Raw genomic sequence first — 20,470 nt, 5'->3', positions numbered from 1 at the left:
AGGATATGAAAAAAATATTTTTAATAACACTATTTTTAGCCGGAGCATTTGTAACACAGGCACAAGAGCTAAAATGGTATACAGACGTCAAAGAAGCCATAACAATAAGTAATAAGGAGAAAAAACCTTTGTTGATGTTCTTTACCGGAAGTGACTGGTGCGGGTGGTGTATTCGTTTACAGAATGAGGTTTTAAAAACAACTGAATTCAAAAAATGGGCTACGGAGAATGTAGTCTTGGTTGAGCTCGATTATCCAAGAAGAACACCTCAAACGCCAGAACTTAAAAATCAGAATAATGAATTGCAGCAAGCATTTGGAATTCAGGGGTTTCCGACCATTTATTTTACAAGTGCTGAGTCCAAAGACGGGAAAGTCAATTTTAAAGGATTGGGGCAGACAGGATATGTTGCGGGTGGCCCGGCTGCATGGTTAACAGTTGCGGAAGGAATTGTACATCCCAAAAAATCTTAAAGTAAATACTCAATTACAATTATAGTTCAAAAAACTCCTTACCCTTTGGTAAGGAGTTTTTTGTTTAGTAAGAAAAAGGAATTACCAATTTTACACTTATTAAGTATTTGATATTTTATTTTGTTTAAAAAAATGTATAATGTATTTTTTGTATTAATAAAAATTGGAAAATTAAAATATTATGTTAATTTCGTCTTGATATTCTAACCAAAAACCAATTTAATATGACCAAAAAAATACTTATCCTACTATTTTTTTTCGGTTCAATTTTTATGCAGGCACAGAACTTAGTTTGGAAAACGAACATGACGGATGCAATTGCACTTAGTAATGAACAGAAAAAACCCATGTTGATTTTATTCACTGCCTCAGGTGTACCGGAAAATCTTCAAAACGAAATTTTCAAAACTCCGGATTTTGCGGTTTGGTCACGCGACAATGTTATCCTTGTAAAGCTTGATTTGTCTGACAGTACTGCCGATGAAAGTGATAAAGAGCAAAAACTAAAATTAAAGAATGCTTTTGGAGTTGAGGACTTACCGGAAGTATGTTTTGCAAGTGCTTCGATCAGAAAAAATAAAACTACTTTTAGTGCTTTAGGAAAAATTGCCTATAAACCTGGTGGTGCAAAAGCCTGGATTGCGGAATCAAATGCAATTTTACATCCAAGTGAATGATAAAATTTAAATTAAGTTTCTTAGTTTAATTTGTAGATTCCCTTTTTGCTCTCGGGTGAGAAGGGATTTTTTTTTGAACGGTTTGTTCTGTTGATCAGTGGTTTTGTCAATTAAAGCCGGATATTTTTTTATTTTCTTAATAATTTGTGACTTTATTAGTGAATTTGTGTTTCTGTTATTTTTTTTATCGTTTTTGTTTAGATATGTCTTGTTTGATAAAGATATTATGTTAATTTAGTCGCATTAACCTACTTAAAAAAACCAACTTAGTATGACCCGAAAACTACTTATCTTATTATTTTTTTTAGGTGCGTTTGGTCTGCATTCCCAAAATTTAATTTGGAAGACAGATATGAATGATGCCATCATGGCGAGTGATTCACAAAAACGGCCTTTATTGATTTTTTTTACTGCCGCTGGGGCACCGGAGAGGATTCAGAGTGAAATTTTTGTCACACCTGATTTTGCGGTATGGTCACGTGACAATGTTATTTTAGTAAAACTTGATATGTCTGATGATTCTGTGTCGGACATGGTAAAAGAGCAAAATCTAAAATTAAAAAATGCTTTAGGCATTGCAGAACTACCTCAAGTATGTCTTTTAATGGCTTCCGTTAGAAAAGGGAAAACGACCTTTAACAATTTAGGTTTGGTTCCTTATAGGCAGGGTGGCGCAAAAGCATGGATAGCAGATGCGAATTTAATTTTGAATCCATAAGCATTTTAGAATCAGTTTAGCTGTTTGATTTTGTAACACTTCTTCACTTGTTAAATGAAAATGTTGTTGTTAGAATCAATCAAAGTATCCCGGACTTAAGAAGAGATTTATTTGTCTTTTCTAGAGTAATTAAAAAATTATTCATTTAAGGAGTAAAATCCCTTTTCGGCTGTGGCATGAAAAGGGATGTTTTTTTTATTACAGCTGCTTTTCCAGATTTTCTGAATAACGTAAGAATTGGATCCATCAGCAATTATAATTTTAGGATGTAACTCCTGTAAAATACGCTCTAAGTTTATTTTTGGAGATTGAATCAACATCAGAATGTCAGGTTGAATTTTACTTTCATAAATTCCGGAACTATCAATTACTAAGATTTTTTTACCATTAAAAAACAGTATATTCTTAATTTTAGTAATAGTGTCTAATTTGCTGAAATTCCCCACCAAATAAGAATTTAGAATGGTTGCCTTTGATGTTTGAAGGGGTACTGTATCATTTGAATACACCTTGATTGTGCTTCCTTTTCTTTGAGATACTAAAGTGTTTTTCTTTGTGTGATAGACAATCATTTCCAGTTTGGTCTCTGTTTCTCTTTTGGTGTAAAGTAGAGAAATTTGAAAGGTGATGATAGAAATCAGTAAAGCAAACGTTGTGTTGTAATTGGTTTTTTTGCCCCAAATAATGCCTGCAATAACCACAAAATAAGAAGTGATCAAAAGATAGAAGTTAAAGCTAATATCCCGTATAACAAACCAATCGAGCGAAGCAATATAGTGAATCATAAGATTTAAAAGAGAAACGCTTTTTTCAAATATCTCAATTAAGAGCATGGGAGGAGGGCAAAAAACAGCAAGAAACATTACTATAATTCCTGCGATCATTATAAACGATAAAATAGGAATTACGATAATATTGGTCACAAAAAATAATCCCGGAAATTGATGAAAGTAATACAGGCACAGTGGTAAGGTACCTATTTGTGCAGCAAAGGAAACGGTTAATGCATTCCAGATGAAATGTAAAATTTTGAGTTTCGGAGACCACATACTTTTTAACAAAGGCTGTAGCCAAAGAATAAAAAATAAGGCGAGGTAACTTAACTGAAAACCGGCATCGAACAGAAAATAAGGTTCAAAGAGTAGAATTAAAAGCAGCGAAGCAAGTAAAGTGTGGTAAATGCTACCTGCTCTTCTAAGGTGGTTGCCAACAGCCAGGAATGAGAACATAACGACAGAGCGCAATACTGACGGAGACAGGCCTGAGAGTATCGCAAAAAATGAAAGAGACAGGAGAATCGAAATTAATTTTAATAAAGAGCCTTTTCGTGTATTGGGAACGGGTTTTAGAATAAAGCTGATAAACAACATAATAAATCCAACATGCAGTCCGGAAACGGATAAGATGTGTGTGGCTCCAGAGAATTGATAATCCTGAATAAGATCATTTGAAATTTCTTGTCGTTGCCCCAATATAAGGGCAAGAGCAACATTCATTTCTGTCATGTTAAAATTGGCCTTTTTCAGATTGTTATATATCCTTGAATGTAACCGACCTGAATAATACCAAATGTCTTTTTGATTTTTTTTGCTAACCGCGATTTCTACTGTATTAAGGTATACCTGAGCGTAAATCTGTTTGTCCGAAAGGTATTTTTGATAGTTAAACTGATTTGGATTTTTATTTGGACTATTGCGTTGTAAAATGGTTTTGGTTTTTATTATACTTCCAATTATAATTGGGTTTTTAGTGCTGTCCTTTTGAATGTTTACCAGAATTTTTCCGGAGTAATTTTTGCCATTGATCTCTTTGACTATGGCATTGTAGCGATCATTGTATGCATTACCCTTTAATTTTTCACGTATGACAAAATTTATAGTCTGAGGAACTTTAAAAGCGTCTTTGCAATGTGTATAATTGGATTTTTGTAGCGATTCAGAGTGAAACAAAAGTGTTACGGCACCAATAAGAAACGAAACAAAATATGTGCTTATTCCGAAGATTACAGGTGGTTTTTTATTTTTTTGAATCGAAAAATAAACAAGTATAAAAGTAATGAGACCAATAATAAAGGCTGCGACGGCCATCCAGAATGCTAGCGGATAATAGTACGAAACTAAAATACCATAAATAAACCAAGTGGTAATTTTAGTTAAAGGGAAATCTAATACTTTCATGAATCAAAAGTATTAAATTATTTGTAAGAAAAAGAATATAATTTATTTATTCGATTACTCTGTTGATTTGGGTAAATGAATTTTGGTAATAAGCTTCTTTGGTTGATGAAATGATTACTCCTTTTGAAGTGGAAGAATGAACAAATTTGATTTCGTCTGACTTTACTTCTACAATCAGTCCGACATGATTGATCTGTTTGCTTCTATTTGTTTTAAAAAAAATAAGATCGCCTTTTCGGGCATCATTAAATTTAATAATTCTGCCTACCTTGGCTTGTTCAAAAGAGTTTCTGGGTAGTTTTATGTTTTCTGATTCAAAAGTAGTAAACACCAATCCAGAGCAGTCATAGCCATTTTTTGTCGTACCGCCTGTTTTATATCGTACTCCAATATTGTCTGTTGCGTGCTCAATCAAATGAGTTACAGTATACCTGTTTTCGCGCTTCGATTCCTTATTGCTTACCGCTGTTGAAGCCGATTTACAAGAAGCGAAAAGGACGATGACGAGAATTAAAAGAGTTGCTTTTTTCAAATCAAAAAATATTTAAATGTGTTTTAAGTCAGCAACAATAAGTTTTGCCGTTTTTTTACTGGCACCTATTCCACCTAGTTTTTGCTCCAGAATGTCATAATTTTTTAGTAATTTCTCGCGATAATCAGGTGTTAGCAATTTGTGTAATTCTTCTTTAATTCGTTTGGTGTTGCACTCACTTTGAATTAATTCTGTAACCACTTCTTCATCCATAATTAAATTAACAAGCGAAATGTATTTTAGCGTAATGATGCGTTTTGCAATCTGATAGGAAATCGCACTTCCTTTGTAACAAACGACTTCAGGAACTTTAAAAAGGGCTGTTTCCAGAGTAGCTGTTCCGGAGGTTACCAGAGCTGCCGTTGAAGAGCGCAACAAATCGTAAGTTTTGTTCGAAATAAATTTGATGTTTTTATTGCTGATGAATTGCTGATAAAACTCAAAATCCTGGCTTGGAGCACCTGCAATTACAAATTCATAATCCTGAAAGTCATCAACCACACTAAGCATAACGCTCAACATTTTTGTAATTTCCTGTTGACGGCTTCCGGGTAGCACTGCTATAATGGGTTTTTCTCCCAATTGGTTTTCTTTTCTGAAAATCGTTTCATCAAAGGAAGGCTGATTTTGAATAGCATCAATTAAAGGATGTCCCACAAAATCGACTGGAAAATGATGTTTGTCTTCGTAAAAGCTTTTCTCGAAAGGTAAGATTACAAACATCTTGTCGATATCTTGTTTGATTGCCTTAATACGATTTTCTTTCCACGCCCAGATTTGCGGTGAAATATAATAATGAGTTTTGTAATTTAAAGCTTTGGCCCATTTGGCAATACGCATATTAAAACCCGGGTAGTCTATGAAAATCAGAACATCAGGTTTGAAAGCTGTAATGTCTTTTTTGCAAATTTTAATATTGTTTAAAATCGTTTTCAAATTGAAAAGAACTTCAACAAATCCCATGAAAGCCAGTTCACGGTAATGTTTTACCAGAGTTCCACCGGCTTTTTGCATTAAATCACCGCCCCAAAATCTAATTTCTGCCTGAGGATCTTCCTCGTACAATGCTTTCATTAAATTAGAACCGTGTAAATCTCCGGACGCTTCACCAGCTATTATGTAGTATTTCATATCGATTTTTTTGAAAGTGTGTTTTCAACTTTACACACAGAAGAATTTTTGCAGGACAAAGATAAGATTTAAATAAACAAAGTTGAAATCGCCAGAACAATGACAGCTAAAACAAAGCCTCTAGTCATAAATTCCCGGTTTGTTTTTAGAAAAATACCAAACACGGCCAGATTTAGAATCGTTCCGAATGTAATTACTTTCCAGAATATCCTTGTTGTCTGATCGTTTGAATTCTGGTTAAAATATCAAATTTTGTAAAGAACGAAACAAATAAAAAGCTTCCCAGTAGAGCAGTAAAAATTCCGGTTATAAAACCGTAATCATGTCTTTATTCGTTTAATTTCCAGGTGTTAAGTTGTTGCATGGCATGGTGTGCAGTTAAATCAAACTGTACAGGAACAACCGAAATATATCCGTTTTCTAAAGCCCATTCATCGGTATCTTCACCCTGATCTTCGTTGGTGAATTTTCCGGTAAGCCAGTAATAATCTTTCCCGAATGGAGTTTGTCTTTTGTCAAACTTTTGCGCGTAGTAGGCTTTTGCCTGACGACAAACTTTTATTCCTTTAATTTCCTCTTCTTTTAACTTTGGAAAGTTCACATTTAAAACGACTCCGGGAGGTAGTTTGTTTTCGAGAGTTTGTAAAGTAATCTTTTTAACGAATGACTTGATCTGTTCAAAATCAGCGTTCCAGTCAAAATCCAGTAAAGAAAAACCTATTGCCTGAATCCCCTCTATTCCAGCCTCTACAGCAGCGCTCATAGTACCTGAATAAATCACATTAATAGAAGAGTTCGATCCGTGATTAATTCCGGAAACGCACAAGTCCGGTTTTCTTTTTAAAATTTCATTTACGGCCAGTTTAACGCAGTCTACAGGAGTTCCCGAACAGCTGTATTCTGTTACAGCATCTTCTCCTTTAGAAATTTTGTCAAGAAACAGCGTATTGTTTATTGTAATGGCATGCCCCATGGCACTCTGAGGTTTGTCCGGTGCGACCACCACTACTTCGCCAATCGTTTCCATCACACTTATTAAAGCCCTGATTCCGGGAGCTAAAATGCCATCATCATTGGTAACTAATATTAGAGGTTTCTCATTTTTCATGCTAAAATTGTAATGTTATATAAGGGTATTAAGCAAATGTAGTGACAGATTTTGGTAGAATGCGAACAAATAAAACAAAATTTGTCAACTAATTTAAAGAAGATTTTTGTGCATCAAACATTTTTATATCTTTAACAAAAAATTATAGCGGGCTTGGCTTTGTTGGCACAGTTTTTACCGTAACTTAGATTAAAAAATTTGATGAATGCTATTATTAAGTTTATGAAAAGAAATTATAAAATACTTATAGCCGTATTATGCTTGTCATTGACTTTGTTTGCTTTTAAGATAAATGCAGACAAATCAGTAGATCCGGACCCGAATAGAGATAAAACACTTTTGGAATTATTAGCATTTGTTATTGAAAAAGGACATTACAGTCCGGCAGAAATAAATGACGAGTTTTCTAAAGGAATTTTTAAAGATTATATCGAAGCATTAGATCCTTCAAAGAGATTCTTTTTGCAGTCTGATATTGATGAATTCAAACAATATGAGTTGCAATTAGACGATCAGTTTTTGAATAAGGATTTAACGTTTTTCAATCTTACCTATACAAGATTGATGAAACGAATGGAAGAAAGTAAAAAACGTTACAAGACTATTTTAGCGCAGCCTTTCAACTATGATGTGGATGAAACTTTTAATGCAGATTACGATAAACTGCCGTATGCAAAAAACACAACAGAGATTAACGAAAGATGGAGAAAACAAATTAAATTGTCTACCCTTTCTTCGTTGGTAACCAAACAAAAATTAGAAGAAGATAAAAAGAAAACAGATCCTAATTATAAGGACAAAACTTTTGAAACTTTAGAAAAAGAAACTCGTGAAAGTTCATTAAAATCTTTAGATGACAACTTTAGTTTGATTAAAGATCTGAATAAGGAAGATTGGTTTTCGGTATATGTAAACTCAATAATGACGCGTTTTGATCCGCATACCAGTTATTTTGCTCCGGAAGATAAAGATCGTTTTGATGTTAACATCAGTGGGAAATTAGAAGGTATTGGTGCAAGACTGACAAAGAAAAATGATTTTACTCAAATTGATGAGTTAATTTCCGGAGGTCCGGCATGGAAAGGAAAACAGCTTGAAGCTGGAGATTTAATTTTGAAAGTTGCACAAGGAAATGAAGAACCTGTAGATGTTGTTGGAATGCGTTTGGATGATGTTGTGAAAAAAATTAAAGGACACAAAGGAACAGAGGTTAAACTTACTGTTAAGAAAGTAGACGGTTCTATTAAGATAATTTCTATAATAAGAGATGTAGTTGAAATTGAAGAAACGTACGCTAAATCGAGTATTGTAGAAAGAAACGGATTGAAATACGGTGTAATCTATTTACCTAAATTTTATATTGATTTTGAAAATAAAGACGGTCGTGATGCCGGGAAAGACATTGCTCTTGAAGTCGAAAGGCTTAAAAAAGAAGATATAAATGGTATCGTACTTGATGTGCGTGACGATGGAGGTGGATCTTTATCAACTGTAGTTGATATTGCCGGATTGTTTATTGAAGAAGGACCAATCGTTCAGGTAAAATCGGCAGGAAAAAAGAAAGAAGTGCTATACGACAAAGATAAAAAAGTCGAGTGGGACGGTCCATTAGTAATCATGGTAAACAGCTTCTCGGCTTCGGCTTCAGAAATTTTAGCTGCTGCAATTCAGGATTACAAACGTGGAGTGATCATTGGTAGTAAACAAACCTATGGAAAAGGAACTGTTCAAAATGTACTGGATTTAAATCAGTTTGTGCGTAACGCAAATTATGGAGATCTGGGTGCTTTGAAAATTACAGGACAAAAGTTTTACAGAATCAATGGAGGTTCAACTCAGTTAGAAGGAGTTCATAGTGATGTGGTAATGCCGGATCGTTATGCTTACTTAAAAATGGGAGAGCGTGATATTGACAATGCGATGCCGTGGGATAAAATAGATCCGGCTGATTACAGTACATGGCATTCAAATGGAAATTTCAACAAAGCAATTGAAAGTAGTAGAAACAGAATTGCTCAAAATGCGCAATTTAAATTAATTGAAGACAATGCGAAATGGATTGATGTTAAGAATAAAGAGAATACTTATAGCTTAAATATCAAAAGTTTCAAAGCTACTCAGGAGCAGGTAGAGAATGAAGGTAAAAAATACAAACCAATTTCTGATTATAAAAATAGTCTGGTTTTTAAATCATTGCCTTACGAAGAGCTTGAAATGAAAAGCGATGCAACGCTAAAAGAAAAAAGAGATGCTTGGCATCAGGCACTATCGAAAGATGTTTATGTTGAAGAAGCATTGAATGTTTTAGATGATTTACAAGTTAAAAGTGTGGTAAAAAATACTAACACCACTAAAATCAAAAGGGATAAATTAGTGAAATCTTAATTTCTTAAAGGATTAATTTGTTAAGAAAACGCTCCAAAAAGTATATTTTTTGGAGCGTTTTTTTGTAATTTAACAGGCTTCTTAGCAACTAAATATTGAAGAAAAATGAAAAACTATATCGTTTGGGGTGTATTGGGATTGGTATTGTTTTCGTGTAAAAAAGAAAGCAACGAAAGTGAAAAATTGCCTCAGCAGCAGCAGGCCCCGTTTGTTGCAAACCAAAGTAGTACAGATTCTATATTCACAGTTGCGTATTTGCCAACTTCTACCACCAAACAAATTGTAAAGCACAAATACTACACCCTGTCCTACAATGAAAAATTCGAACAGGCAGAGTGGGTTGCTTATGAATTAAAAAAGGAATATTTAAAAAATGCCGACTATAAACGTCCTTATTTTATTGAAGACCCAAAAGTGACAACGGGTTCTGCCGATTGGAGGAATTATAAAAAGTCAGGTTATGATAAAGGGCATCTTTGCCCGGCCGGAGATATGGAGTTTAACGAGAGTGCTTATAACGATACATTTTATACCTCAAATATTTCGCCTCAGGATCACGATTTCAATAGCGGAATCTGGAACAGATTGGAACAAAAAACACGTTACTGGGCTGAAAAGTACAACGATATTTATGTTGTGACAGGCGGAATTTTGAAAGATTCGGACAAAAAAATAGGAACAGAAAAGGTCGCTGTTCCTAAATATTTTTATAAAATCATTTTAACTAAAACCGGAAAAGAGCATAAGGTAATCGCTTTTTTGGTTCCGAATAAGGATAGCGATAAGTCACTTTATGATTTTGTAGTTCCGATTGAAACTCTTGAGAAAATGACCGGAATTGATTTCTTTGCGAATGTGAAGAATCTGTCAAATAGCAAAGATTTCTAAATCACGGAATATTAGATATTCCTTTTTTGTTTTACCGGATTAAATAGCATGAAACTCATAAAAGCTAAAATCCAAACGCCAATTCCTCCATACAATAAAACCATCTCAAAGCCATAGGAAAGAGCTGAGCGTAAAATAGATGGTGAAAAATCTAATGTATGGTATTGATTATGAGAAGAAAAGTTACCTACGGTTATTGTTTCAGCAATAGCATGCAGTGTTTTTTGATCTGCAACTCCCGAAAAGGCAGTCTTTAAAGAAGAGAAAATTCCGTTTACCAGAATAAAGCCCATCAAGGCAATATTAATAGATAAAGTGATTAATCTGGCACTCATGTCTATTCCTGATGCCATGCCGGAACGGTTTGCGGAAACTGAGCCTGTAGTGGTATTAGTAACCGGTGTGTTTGTTAGTCCTAATCCAATACCGGCCAGTAAAGATCCAGGAAGCATGGTCAGCCAGCTTGCATCTTCTGCACTACAGCCATATTTCATAAGGATAAAACCCAGCCCTATCACAAACAAACCTAGGGGAATTACAATTCCAGAACGGAATCTGGAAGAGAGATATTCTGCAAAAGGAGGAATGACCAATGTTGGCAGCGTATAGGCGAGTAGAGAAAGACCAACAGCTACAACATCGTAGTTCAGATAGCTTTGGAAATAAATAGGTAAATAAATTATAAAGGGCCAAAAACTAAAATTCATACCTATAGAACCAAGAATGGCGCCAGAAAACTCACGTATTTTAAATACCGAAAAATCAAACATAGGATAAGGATTTGTTTTTTCGATCCCAATAAATGTAATAAAGCTTAGTATTGCAATTGCTATAACACCCAAAGCAGTAGAACTTGTAAAACCAAGATCTGGTCCCTGTGTAATAAAGTAAGTTAACCCAAAAACGGCAACAGATAAGGTAATCATACCCCAGAGGTCTATTTTTTTTGCATCAGGATCTTTAGATTCATCTACATAACCGTAAACAAGAATCGCAGCAAGAATGGCTATTGGAAAATGTATTAAAAATATCCATTTCCAGGATAATATGGCCAGTATTGTCCCGCCAATTATAGGGCCAAAACCTAATCCGATACCAAGAATAATTCCCCAGAGACTAAAAGCCCTGCTGCGTTCTTTGCCTGCCTGAAATTGATGTGATAATGTGGCAACCTGACAGATCAGCATTGCGCCTCCGCTTATTCCTTGAAAAAAACGGCTTATTATTAATAAAACTACATTTTGGGCCAAGCCACAAATTAAGGACGAGATTCCGAATAAAATGATGGTAATCATAAGAATCCGTTTTCGCCCGTATCGATCTGCCAACGTACCGGCAGCCATTAAAACAGTGGTGCAGCCTATGGTATAGATATTCATAATCCATTGCATGTCTTTGAGGTTGGCACTCAGTACTTTTTCAAGCGTTGGTAACAGTACAGGCACACTTGAAATTTCAAGAGAAAACATTAAATTGGCGAGGCAGATGGCAATCAATACGATGTTGTTTTTACCGGAATAGAATTTTTGTTTCATTTTGTATTTAACTTTTAGCAAAAATAAACTGAGTGTAGTTATTTTTTCAGTACAATTAAAGGTTAAAGGAGTACTTTTGCAGTATGAGAAAAGAAAATATGCATCAATCAGTTGAAGTGATTTATAAAAGGGTCGATCAATGTCCGTTGGTCAATTCGCAGTTAAGTTTTTTTCAGATGGTATATGTTATTTCTGGGTCTGGTTTTCTCCATATTAATGGAAATGCAATTTCGTATCAGACCGGAAATTTAATGTTGCTAACACCAAATGATTACTATAGATTTGACATTATTACTACAACAGATTTTTTGCTGGTGAAGCTTAGCAGCGAATATGCAAAGGAATATAAATCAAAAAGTATCGATCATATCGAATGCTTATTTCATTATGCATCACATTTATCAGGCTGTATTTTGAACCGAAAAGCCGATGAATATCTTGTTAAATCGATAGTAGAATCACTAGTTTATACGATGGACAATACAGATATTTATGATGAAGATTTAATCATTCACTATGTAAATGCGCTTGTTGTCATTGCCGCCCGAAACATTGCGAAAATAAAACCATTAGGGATAAAAGAGAGTGCAGATAAAAGAATTTTAGAAATTATTAATTACATCCAGGAGAATATCTTCTTTCCTCAAAAAATAAAAGTGTCAGTTATAGCGGGGAAATTTGATATATCAGATACTTATTTGGGAAGCTATTTTAAGAACCATTGTGGAGAGACGATTCAGTCTTTTGTCTCAAACTATAAAATCCGATTGATAGAACATCGGTTAAGTTTTAGTGATATGAGGATTAATGAGATTGTAGATGAATTTGGTTTTTCTGATGAAAGTCATCTTAATAAATTTTTTAAAAAGCACAGAAACATTAGTTTAACAGGATATAGAAAAGCTAAGGCTTTGTTGAATTGATCTTTTTGCTCAAAAATCTATTTTTAGAATTGACATAAAAAAACCGACAGGTTTTAAAATCTGCCGGTTTGTTATTTTTTTTAAGTCTTTAGAAGCTAGTCAAAGCTTTTAATTCTGCAATAGTCTGAGTTGGATTTTCGGCTTTAAAGACAAAGCTTCCGGCAACCAGAACATCGGCACCAGCCTCTACTAATTGTTTTGCATTTTTACTGGTTACGCCACCATCAATTTCAATAATTGTAGAAGCATTTTTACGTGTGATTAAGGCTTTTAACTTCTCTACTTTAGCATAAGTGTTTTCGATGAATGATTGACCTCCAAAACCTGGATTTACACTCATAATACATACTAAGTCAATATCGTTGATTACATCTTCTAATAAATCAATATTAGTGTGTGGGTTAATTGCAACTCCTGCTTTCATTCCTTCGGCTTTAATGGCCTGAAGTGTTCTATGCAAATGGGTACAGGCTTCATAATGTACGCTTAAGATATTTGCGCCCAAGTCTGCAAAAGTTTTGATGTATCGATCCGGGTCAACAATCATCAAATGTACATCTATAGTTTTTTTTGCATGTCTTGAAATCGCTTCTAAAACCGGCATTCCGAAAGAAATATTCGGAACAAAAACTCCGTCCATAATATCAATATGAAACCAGTCGGCTTGACTGTTATTGATCATTTCGATATCACGTTGTAAATTAGCGAAATCAGCTGCAAGAACAGAAGGAGCAATAAGTGTATTCTTCATTGTGTAGTTGTATGTTGTGTTATTTTTTGCAAAGATAAATTTTTTAATTGCAAAGTTCACAAGGATTAGCGCAAAGTTCTTTTATGAAGATGATTAACTGCAAAAGCAGCAAAGAATATGTGGGTTAAATTAGATGAAAAATCTAAAATAGGCTGCGTCCTTGAGGTTAAACAATATTTTTCGAAATATGATATAATAAAAAACTCCGGTAATCAGCCGGAGTTTCAATCATCAATCAAAAAACGAACAGTCAATCAAACTGTTGTTTGCTTTCGGGTCCAATATAGGTAGTTTTGCAATAAATTCCAAATTCCAACAAAATTATCGGAATTTGGAATTACTATAGTTGGAACTATGGATATTATCCAAGATAAGTTTTTAAGATTTTACTTCTGGAAGTATGTTTTAATCTACGGATTGCTTTTTCTTTAATCTGACGAACACGCTCACGAGTTAAGTCGAAAGTTTCTCCAATTTCTTCTAAAGTCATTGGGTGCTGATCGCCAAGACCAAAATACAAACGAACAACATCAGCTTCTCTTGGAGTTAATGTTTCTAATGAACGCTCAATTTCGGTACGTAGTGATTCGTGAATTAGTTCTCTGTCTGGGTTTGGAGATTCTCCTGAACGTAAAACGTCGTATAGGTTAGAATCTTCACCTTCAACAAGAGGTGCATCCATTGATAAGTGACGACCTGAGTTTTTCATAGACTCTTTTACGTCATTTACGGTCATGTCAAGTTCTTTTGCAATTTCTTCAGCAGAAGGTGGACGCTCGTTAGATTGCTCTAATAAAGCATACATTTTGTTGATTTTATTGATAGAACCGATTTTGTTTAATGGTAAACGAACAATACGGGATTGTTCTGCCAAAGCCTGAAGGATCGATTGACGAATCCACCATACAGCGTAAGAGATGAATTTGAAACCACGAGTTTCATCAAAACGTTGAGCCGCTTTAATTAAACCTAAGTTTCCTTCATTTATTAAGTCAGGAAGAGTTAATCCTTGATTTTGATATTGTTTTGCCACCGATACAACGAAACGTAGGTTAGCTTTTGTTAATTTTTCTAATGCTCTTTGATCACCGGCTTTTATTCTTTGTGCTAATTCTACCTCTTCATCAGCGGTAATTAGGTCAACTTTTCCAATTTCTTGTAGGTATTTGTCTAATGATGCAGTTTCACGATTGGTTACCTGCTTGGTGATTTTAAGTTGTCTCATGTTTTTTGTCTCCTCAATTTTTAAGTGTACAAGTAGTTATACGTAAGAAGTTGAAAAAAGGTTACAATTACTTTAAATTATTTTTAAAATTAATTGATTTTTCTTCTTTAACTTGCTTACCTCTAATTTGAAACGGATTCTTTTACGACTATAGTTTCTTTTATAAAAACAGGTTTTCCTGTAGTGGAAAATCCTTCTAGTGTTATTTCAAATTTACCGGATACGTCTGAGGTATAAAATTGTGTTTTTGAGTTAGTATCACTTAAATCAACGTTGGAAACCCATAAAAGCTGATGTCTGTAATCAGGAATCCTTTCATTTTTATTGCTGGTATAATCGGGCTTAAAATATTCTTTTTTAGGCTGAGGCCTTAAAAGTTCAGGTCGTAAAATAAAGTTTCCTTTCAGTTTGGTTTCATAATCACCGTTTTTAGTGGTAAAAGAGACCACGCCGTTAAAAGATTTGGCTCCATAATAGTAGATTCCTTTTACGACATTGACTTTATAGATGTTTTTAGGGCTGTAATGAAAAAGCTCATTCAGGTCTTCTATAATTAGTCCGTCTACTACTATTAAAGCGGGTAAGGCAGACTCGTAGTTAGGATCATAGTCGTAAACGTGAATGGCATAATTGTTTTTGTCTTTTGAAAAATAAACACCGTTTACAACCTCGGTAATCGTTTCTTCCATTGTTGGAAATCGTGTAAAAGCATCCAGTTTAAACTCTTTTGATAATTTGTTGTAAAAAGGAATAGTGTCAGTAGAAGCTAATGTACTGTCTTTTTTAACATTATAATAAGCATTTTCTATTTGAGTGGAAATCAATCTTTCAGAAATGTTTTGTTTGAATTCTGAATTGAACTGAAATTCCGGAAAGCTTAAATTCGAAAAATTGATATTTTTCGGTTTATCCATTTCAATAGTATAATCCTGCTTGTTGTCCTCAAGAATTTGAACGATTACATTTGAATTTGAATTCGGTTTTTCGAGATTGAAAACAAAATTTCCTTCATTGTCAGTTTTTGCAAGCTTTAAAACAGAATTTTTGCCTACTATTGAAAGGGCTACTTTTTTATTTTTAGTTTCTGCGTTACTGGATTTTATTTTCCCTGAAATGATTTCACCTCGCAATTCCGGTAATATAAAATTGGAATTCTTTATTTCTGTTTCAACATTTTTAGCGGCAGTATTTGCAGTAAGTTCCTCAAAATTTGTTCTCTTTTGGGCAATAAATCCATCTGCTTTTCGTACCGAAAGCACATAATTGCCTTTTGCAAACTCATCAGAATTGGTGTTGATTTCTAATTCTGCTAAATCCCTGTTTTTATAGGTTTTGTTTTTTAAATTAAACGAGATGTTTTTATCTGTTATACTTTCTGTTGAAACCGTTTCTTTTTGAGAAATGGTGTTTAAGGGCCTGTCTTTATAAGGGTTTAGGATGTAAATGTCAATGTTAAAGTACTCAGCAGCATCTTTGTTCAACATCCAGTTGGTATATCCTATTATCTTGTAGTTTCCTGTTTCCAGAGTTGTTGGAATGAAAAAATCACTACTGGCGGTTCCATTTTCAAGAAATAATTTATGGGTAAGAATTGTTGTTTTGTTTTTGTCTATCAGCTGTAAGTAAGCAATTTTGCTATATTTCGATGTTTCGTTTGTTATTTTATTGATACAAAAAATCTGGTAGAATAAAGATTCCCCGGTTACATACGAATTGGAGTTTGTGCTGATGTAAATGGACTCGTTTAGCTTTTTGTCTATTTCGTTCAGCTCAGTTGTAGCATTGTTTTTTTGAGCAAACGAAATTTGCTGAAAACTCATTGCTAAAGCTATGATGGTTATATATTTTAGTCTATCCAAAATGATGGTTTTATGTTTGATGAAAATGAAGTGCAATCTCCGCATTCTACGGGATACAATAGATACTGAGGTGTTTCGTTAGGAAAATAAACTTTAATTCCTGATTTGATTAGGTCAAGGATATCATTCCCCTGACATTCAGCTGAAGAACTGAAACAATAATTAAAGTAAAATTGGTCTATTTCATTTTCAGGAACTGGAGAGGGACAATCATATTGATATTTAGGGATTGGTTCTTTTGGGAAAAGATCGGTAAAATTAAAAAAGAGTCTTTTTTCGGAATAGGAGGACACATTAAAGAATCCAATCACTTTTTCGCCTGGATTGTCAACAGGATTTATGTTTCCATAAAAAAAGCCGGGTTGGGTTTGTGACAGAATGCTCCCAATGTCAGATATATCTTTTAATGTTTCATAAAAAGTATGAGCAGCAAGATTCTGAACATATTGTTTGACTAATATGCTGTACCTGCTTCTGATCATTGGGTCTTTACTACTAATAAATTTAATTGGAAAATCAGTTACTTTATCCTCGCTTAGTTGGTTAGTGTTGGTTAGAATTAATTCATTAGATTTTTTATCTGAATAACAAATTCTAACTTCTGTTGTCCTGTCTTCAAATACAATTTGTCCTTTTGGATTGGAGCCTGGAGGAAAAAAAACAGCAACGGCTTTTTTCGAATAAGCTTTAGGAGCAATAATTTTATACGTTTCGTCGTATTCGTATCTGTAGTATCGGGATTTGTTTGTTGGATCGTTGCTGTTTACAGTAATTTCAACTCCTAATACACCTTTTTTAGTTACTGCTGTTGCTTCTAATTTTTCGATTTGAGTTTGTTGTGGCAGTTTCTCCTCATTCGAGACGTAGCTTCTTCCGTTTTTTGTAAGGATGTGCAATTGATAGGCTCTGTCAGGACTGGCCTGAAACGGATTCAGGGAAACATACGCTTCATTTTTTTCCTGAAAATCGTACTTATTACCCAGATCATCTGTTACATATACCACTGCTTTACTTTCAAAGATTGGTTTCTTGCTTTCAAGTTTATAGGTTCTGGATAATTTAATCTGCTGACTTTTTAATTCGTTTGTAATAGTTGCTTCTATTACAAGAGCATCTTCAAATCCATTGGTTTGATAGGAGTATGGTGTTGTACATCCAACTATCATCGAGAGGAGTATCGTTATAAGAAGTCCAAAGAGTAAGATCTTTTTCATAACTTTTTAAAATTTAAAATTATAAGTAATTGTTGGTATCGGAACAGAAAAGATTGTGGTTTGGTAGGCTTTCAGCTGCCCATCTTTTGTTACGAAAAAGATAGAATAAGGATTGTTTCGTCCTAAAACATTGTAAATTGAAATGTTCCAGAAACTGTGTGCTAATTTTTTTATTTTATGGTTGCCTTCAATATTTATCCCAATGTCTAATCTGTAATAGTCCGGTATTCTGTATTTGTTTCGATCGCTGTATAGTGTATATTCGGCACCATTGTAATTGTATTTTCCAATAGGATAGGTTATGGGTCTTCCGGTTTGATACACAAAATTCGAAGAAAAGCTATAACGATGTGTAAATTTGTAATTCATGACAATACTTACGTCATGCGGTTTATCAAAGTTAGTTGGAAAGTACGCTCCGTTGTTTACCTTTTCATCGTTAAATTGACTGTCCAACTTTATAAAAGTTCGGGAATAGGTGTAACCAAGCCAGCCATTAAGTCTTCCGATTGATTTTTTTAGTAAAAACTCTACACCGTAAGCTTTCCCATTGCCCTGAAGCAACTCGGTTTCAAGATCTTTATTTAAGAGTAAGTTCGCTCCAACTTTGTAATCCAGTATGTTTTTAGAAGTTTTGTAATATCCTTCAAGGCTTAACTCAATATCTTTATAATCCAGTTTCTTAAAAATACCCAGAGAGTACTGTAATCCGCTTTGAGGTTTAACGTTCAAATCAGATAATTTCCAGGTATCGGTAGGCGACTGGGTAGTGTTATTGGTTAATAAATGGATGTACTGATAGTTTTTATCGAAACCGGCCTTCACAAATAAGCTTTCATCAAATATATAACGTAAAGCAACTCTGGGTTCAAAACCTCCGTAAGTAGTGATTACTTTATTGTTGCCATACGTTTTTTCTTCTACAACCGTTGAAGGAGTCATGGGTACACCTTCCTGGTAAATTTTCTGAGTAGATGCTCCTAAAGCGGCATATAAAGAATATCGTGCTCCAACGTCTAATAATAACTTCTCAGTGATTTTATATTTATCTGAGAAAAACAAAGCTGACTCCAGCCCCTTTTCGTCATCAACTTTTATAGGATTTACGATTGAAGATCCTCCATTTGGATTGAGTTCGCCGGGACTAACTTTGTATAATTTGCTTGATATTCCATAAGTGAATTTATGTTTACTACTAACTTCGCTATTGAATTTAAGGCTTGCCTGAGTTTCGTTTATTTTGTATTTGAAAATGAACGATTCAGGATTAACAGACTCATAGTCGATACTGAATTTGTATTCACTATTGGAAACATTAAGTTCGCTGCTGTTTTTCTCGTTGAAAGCGTGTTTCCATTTTAAAGAAATAAGACGGTTACTATATTGGTACAAGGAGTCAGGGGTAATGCTGTACTTGTCTTTGCTATAATATGCAGTACCTTCAACGGAATTGTTTTTGTTTATTTTGTGACTGTATTTCGCAAATAAATCATAAAAAGAAGCCTGGCTGTCTTTTAGGTTTTCGTCGTCTAAGGTTTTGAGGATCCAGTCAGAGTAAGTTGCTCTACCGCCTACTAATAAGCTTGCTTTTCCTTTTACAACCGGGATTGAGGCGGTAAGATTACTCGTAACCGGGCCAATACCTCCTTCTCCTGAAAATTTTTCAGTGTTTCCGTTTTTAGAGGTAATATCAAAAACAGACGATAATCTGCCGCCGAATTCGGATGGGATACCTCCTTTGTAAATATCAACTTTATTGATCGTATAAGGGTTAAGAGAAGAGAAAAAACCAAAAAGGTGAGAAGGATTGTAGATCGTTCCGTTATCCAGTAGCATCAGGTTTTGATCTTCTTTTCCTCCTCTGACATTAAAGCCTGAGGAACCTTCTCCGGCAGTTTTAATTCCGGGAATGGTTAGTGCAATTTTTAAAACATCTCTTTCTCCAAGAACCAAAGGAACCGTTTTTACACCTTCGGCTTCAATGGTGGTAACTCCTGTTATGGCAGTTCTTATGTTCTGACTGTTTTTTCCTTTTACGACTACCTCTTTTAATTGGTTTATTTTCTCGATTAGAGAGAAATCCAGAGTACCATCGCTGTAGATCATTATTTTTCGGGTCGTATTATTATATAATATCGACTCGATTTCTATTGTTGCCAATCCAACAGGTAGTTTTAGACTATAAAATCCCTGTGCATTTGTAATGGTTGTTGCTGTAGTGTTTTTTGCTTTTACCGTTATGTCCGCTAAAGACTTTTCATTTTTCAAGTCGGTAATATGTCCCGAAATAGTATAGAAATCCGTATCACTGTCGATCGTTTCCTTTCCGATTAATGCAATAGGCGTGCTCTGATCTGTTTTGTTTTTTGTAACAGAGTCGTATTGTTGAAAAAAGATCGGGATATTAACGGTCTTAACTTTATCATTTTGAAATTTGTCATAGATGATACTGTTCTTCGTTAAGATGACTTTGTTCTTGGTGATAAAGAAATTAAGCTCAGTATCTTCAAAAACTTTGTTTAATACCTCTTGTAATGTTTTATTGGAGTAATCTCCGGATATTAAGACGTTATTGTCTATCCATTCATTTTGAAAGTAGAATTTATAATTTGTTGAAGCTTCAATTTTTTTTAAAACTTCAACCCGATTGATATTGCTGTAATTGATATTGATTTTTTGATCTTGCGAATAAATGAATTGGTTAAAACCGAAAAATAATAAAAGAAGGGTAAGTATTCTCATTTGGATAATTGCTACAGATTTTAGTTATTTATGTATTTCAGGAGGTTTTTCATAAATAGTACAGCATCTTCCTTCTTTAAATTTCTATACATAAGATAAAAATCATTTATTTTTCTTTTATTATCCTGAAAC

Annotated in this window: 16 protein-coding genes; 6 read left to right on the top strand and 10 right to left on the bottom strand. The window is 34.1% G+C overall.

From position 1 onward, the window contains the following. Nucleotides 1-5 precede the first annotated feature (5 nt). From FLA105534_RS15910 to FLA105534_RS15900, 3 genes are all read left to right on the top strand, one after another. A complete protein-coding gene (locus FLA105534_RS15910) occupies nucleotides 6-473 on the top strand; it encodes a thioredoxin family protein (RefSeq protein WP_173967107.1) in 468 nt (155 codons plus the stop codon). Nucleotides 474-697: 224 nt separating this feature from the next. Beyond that, entirely contained in the window at nucleotides 698-1,150 is a 453-nt protein-coding gene (locus tag FLA105534_RS15905) for a thioredoxin domain-containing protein (protein WP_173967106.1), read from the top strand. A gap of 271 nt (nucleotides 1,151-1,421) precedes the next feature. Continuing rightward, on the top strand, nucleotides 1,422-1,868 hold the full coding sequence (locus FLA105534_RS15900) for a thioredoxin domain-containing protein (RefSeq protein ID WP_173967105.1): 447 nt from the start codon (nucleotides 1,422-1,424) through the stop codon (nucleotides 1,866-1,868). A gap of 137 nt (nucleotides 1,869-2,005) precedes the next feature. Here FLA105534_RS15900 and FLA105534_RS15895 read toward each other — a convergent pair whose 3' ends face one another. From FLA105534_RS15895 to surE, 4 genes are all read right to left on the bottom strand, one after another. Next, nucleotides 2,006-4,045 (bottom strand): ComEC/Rec2 family competence protein, encoded by a 2,040-nt coding sequence (locus FLA105534_RS15895; protein WP_173967104.1) that lies wholly within the window; start codon nucleotides 4,043-4,045, stop codon nucleotides 2,006-2,008. 46 nt (nucleotides 4,046-4,091) lie between these two features. Further along, nucleotides 4,092-4,577 carry a C40 family peptidase gene (locus FLA105534_RS15890; protein ID WP_173967103.1) on the bottom strand — a complete coding sequence of 162 codons (486 nt, stop codon included), beginning with the start codon at nucleotides 4,575-4,577 and terminating at the stop codon, nucleotides 4,092-4,094. 12 nt (nucleotides 4,578-4,589) lie between these two features. Beyond that, nucleotides 4,590-5,708, bottom strand: coding sequence for a lipid-A-disaccharide synthase (lpxB, locus tag FLA105534_RS15885; protein ID WP_173967102.1), 1,119 nt, complete (start codon nucleotides 5,706-5,708; stop codon nucleotides 4,590-4,592). A 328-nt stretch (nucleotides 5,709-6,036) separates the two neighbouring features. After that, nucleotides 6,037-6,816 carry a 5'/3'-nucleotidase SurE gene (gene surE, locus FLA105534_RS15880; protein WP_173967101.1) on the bottom strand — a complete coding sequence of 260 codons (780 nt, stop codon included), beginning with the start codon at nucleotides 6,814-6,816 and terminating at the stop codon, nucleotides 6,037-6,039. 201 nt (nucleotides 6,817-7,017) lie between these two features. Between surE and FLA105534_RS15875 the strand changes: the two genes are divergently transcribed. Further along, nucleotides 7,018-9,201 (top strand): carboxy terminal-processing peptidase, encoded by a 2,184-nt coding sequence (locus tag FLA105534_RS15875; RefSeq protein ID WP_173967100.1) that lies wholly within the window; start codon nucleotides 7,018-7,020, stop codon nucleotides 9,199-9,201. Between the two features lie 105 nt (nucleotides 9,202-9,306). Further along, nucleotides 9,307-10,089 (top strand): DNA/RNA non-specific endonuclease, encoded by a 783-nt coding sequence (locus tag FLA105534_RS15870; RefSeq protein WP_173967099.1) that lies wholly within the window; start codon nucleotides 9,307-9,309, stop codon nucleotides 10,087-10,089. A gap of 11 nt (nucleotides 10,090-10,100) precedes the next feature. Here the strand turns inward: FLA105534_RS15870 and FLA105534_RS15865 are convergent, their stop codons facing one another. Then, the gene (locus tag FLA105534_RS15865) at nucleotides 10,101-11,624 is read right to left on the bottom strand and encodes an MFS transporter (RefSeq protein WP_173967098.1); all 1,524 of its coding nucleotides are present in this window, start codon (nucleotides 11,622-11,624) and stop codon (nucleotides 10,101-10,103) included. Between the two features lie 83 nt (nucleotides 11,625-11,707). Between FLA105534_RS15865 and FLA105534_RS15860 the strand changes: the two genes are divergently transcribed. Next, nucleotides 11,708-12,547 carry a helix-turn-helix domain-containing protein gene (locus FLA105534_RS15860; protein ID WP_173967097.1) on the top strand — a complete coding sequence of 280 codons (840 nt, stop codon included), beginning with the start codon at nucleotides 11,708-11,710 and terminating at the stop codon, nucleotides 12,545-12,547. 88 nt (nucleotides 12,548-12,635) lie between these two features. Here FLA105534_RS15860 and rpe read toward each other — a convergent pair whose 3' ends face one another. From rpe to FLA105534_RS15835, 5 genes are all read right to left on the bottom strand, one after another. Next, nucleotides 12,636-13,298: a ribulose-phosphate 3-epimerase gene (gene rpe / locus FLA105534_RS15855; RefSeq protein WP_173967096.1), complete on the bottom strand. Its 663-nt coding sequence runs from the start codon at nucleotides 13,296-13,298 to the stop codon at nucleotides 12,636-12,638. Between the two features lie 361 nt (nucleotides 13,299-13,659). Continuing rightward, nucleotides 13,660-14,523 carry a sigma-70 family RNA polymerase sigma factor gene (locus tag FLA105534_RS15850; protein ID WP_007804760.1) on the bottom strand — a complete coding sequence of 288 codons (864 nt, stop codon included), beginning with the start codon at nucleotides 14,521-14,523 and terminating at the stop codon, nucleotides 13,660-13,662. Nucleotides 14,524-14,645: 122 nt separating this feature from the next. Then, a complete protein-coding gene (locus tag FLA105534_RS15845; protein WP_173967095.1) occupies nucleotides 14,646-16,382 on the bottom strand; it encodes a hypothetical protein in 1,737 nt (578 codons plus the stop codon). After that, nucleotides 16,370-17,596, bottom strand: coding sequence for a DUF4249 domain-containing protein (locus FLA105534_RS15840; protein ID WP_173967094.1), 1,227 nt, complete (start codon nucleotides 17,594-17,596; stop codon nucleotides 16,370-16,372). Before FLA105534_RS15840 ends, FLA105534_RS15845 begins: the two co-directional genes overlap by 13 nt. Before the next feature lie 6 nt (nucleotides 17,597-17,602). Then, on the bottom strand, nucleotides 17,603-20,338 hold the full coding sequence (locus FLA105534_RS15835; RefSeq protein WP_173967093.1) for a TonB-dependent receptor: 2,736 nt from the start codon (nucleotides 20,336-20,338) through the stop codon (nucleotides 17,603-17,605). Nucleotides 20,339-20,470: the final 132 nt, after the last annotated feature.

This window comes from Flavobacterium collinsii (genome assembly GCF_902804485.1).
Lineage (GTDB): Bacteria > Bacteroidota > Bacteroidia > Flavobacteriales > Flavobacteriaceae > Flavobacterium > Flavobacterium collinsii.
Note: the sequence above shows the minus strand (reverse complement) of the source record. Positions and strands in the feature narration are given on the sequence as shown.

Excerpts from the sequence above, each read along its gene's own strand:
- FLA105534_RS15910 (WP_173967107.1), top strand. The coding sequence starts at position 6 with ATGAAAAAAATATTTTTAATAACACTATTTTTAGCCGGAGCATTTGTA.
- FLA105534_RS15905 (WP_173967106.1), top strand. The coding sequence starts at position 698 with ATGACCAAAAAAATACTTATCCTACTATTTTTTTTCGGTTCAATTTTT.
- FLA105534_RS15900 (WP_173967105.1), top strand. The coding sequence starts at position 1,422 with ATGACCCGAAAACTACTTATCTTATTATTTTTTTTAGGTGCGTTTGGT.
- FLA105534_RS15895 (WP_173967104.1), bottom strand. The coding sequence starts at position 4,045 with ATGAAAGTATTAGATTTCCCTTTAACTAAAATTACCACTTGGTTTATT.
- lpxB (WP_173967102.1), bottom strand. The coding sequence starts at position 5,708 with ATGAAATACTACATAATAGCTGGTGAAGCGTCCGGAGATTTACACGGT.
- surE (WP_173967101.1), bottom strand. The coding sequence starts at position 6,816 with ATGAAAAATGAGAAACCTCTAATATTAGTTACCAATGATGATGGCATT.
- FLA105534_RS15875 (WP_173967100.1), top strand. The coding sequence starts at position 7,018 with ATGAATGCTATTATTAAGTTTATGAAAAGAAATTATAAAATACTTATA.
- FLA105534_RS15870 (WP_173967099.1), top strand. The coding sequence starts at position 9,307 with ATGAAAAACTATATCGTTTGGGGTGTATTGGGATTGGTATTGTTTTCG.
- FLA105534_RS15865 (WP_173967098.1), bottom strand. The coding sequence starts at position 11,624 with ATGAAACAAAAATTCTATTCCGGTAAAAACAACATCGTATTGATTGCC.
- FLA105534_RS15860 (WP_173967097.1), top strand. The coding sequence starts at position 11,708 with ATGAGAAAAGAAAATATGCATCAATCAGTTGAAGTGATTTATAAAAGG.
- rpe (WP_173967096.1), bottom strand. The coding sequence starts at position 13,298 with ATGAAGAATACACTTATTGCTCCTTCTGTTCTTGCAGCTGATTTCGCT.
- FLA105534_RS15850 (WP_007804760.1), bottom strand. The coding sequence starts at position 14,523 with ATGAGACAACTTAAAATCACCAAGCAGGTAACCAATCGTGAAACTGCA.
- FLA105534_RS15840 (WP_173967094.1), bottom strand. The coding sequence starts at position 17,596 with ATGAAAAAGATCTTACTCTTTGGACTTCTTATAACGATACTCCTCTCG.
- FLA105534_RS15835 (WP_173967093.1), bottom strand. The coding sequence starts at position 20,338 with ATGAGAATACTTACCCTTCTTTTATTATTTTTCGGTTTTAACCAATTC.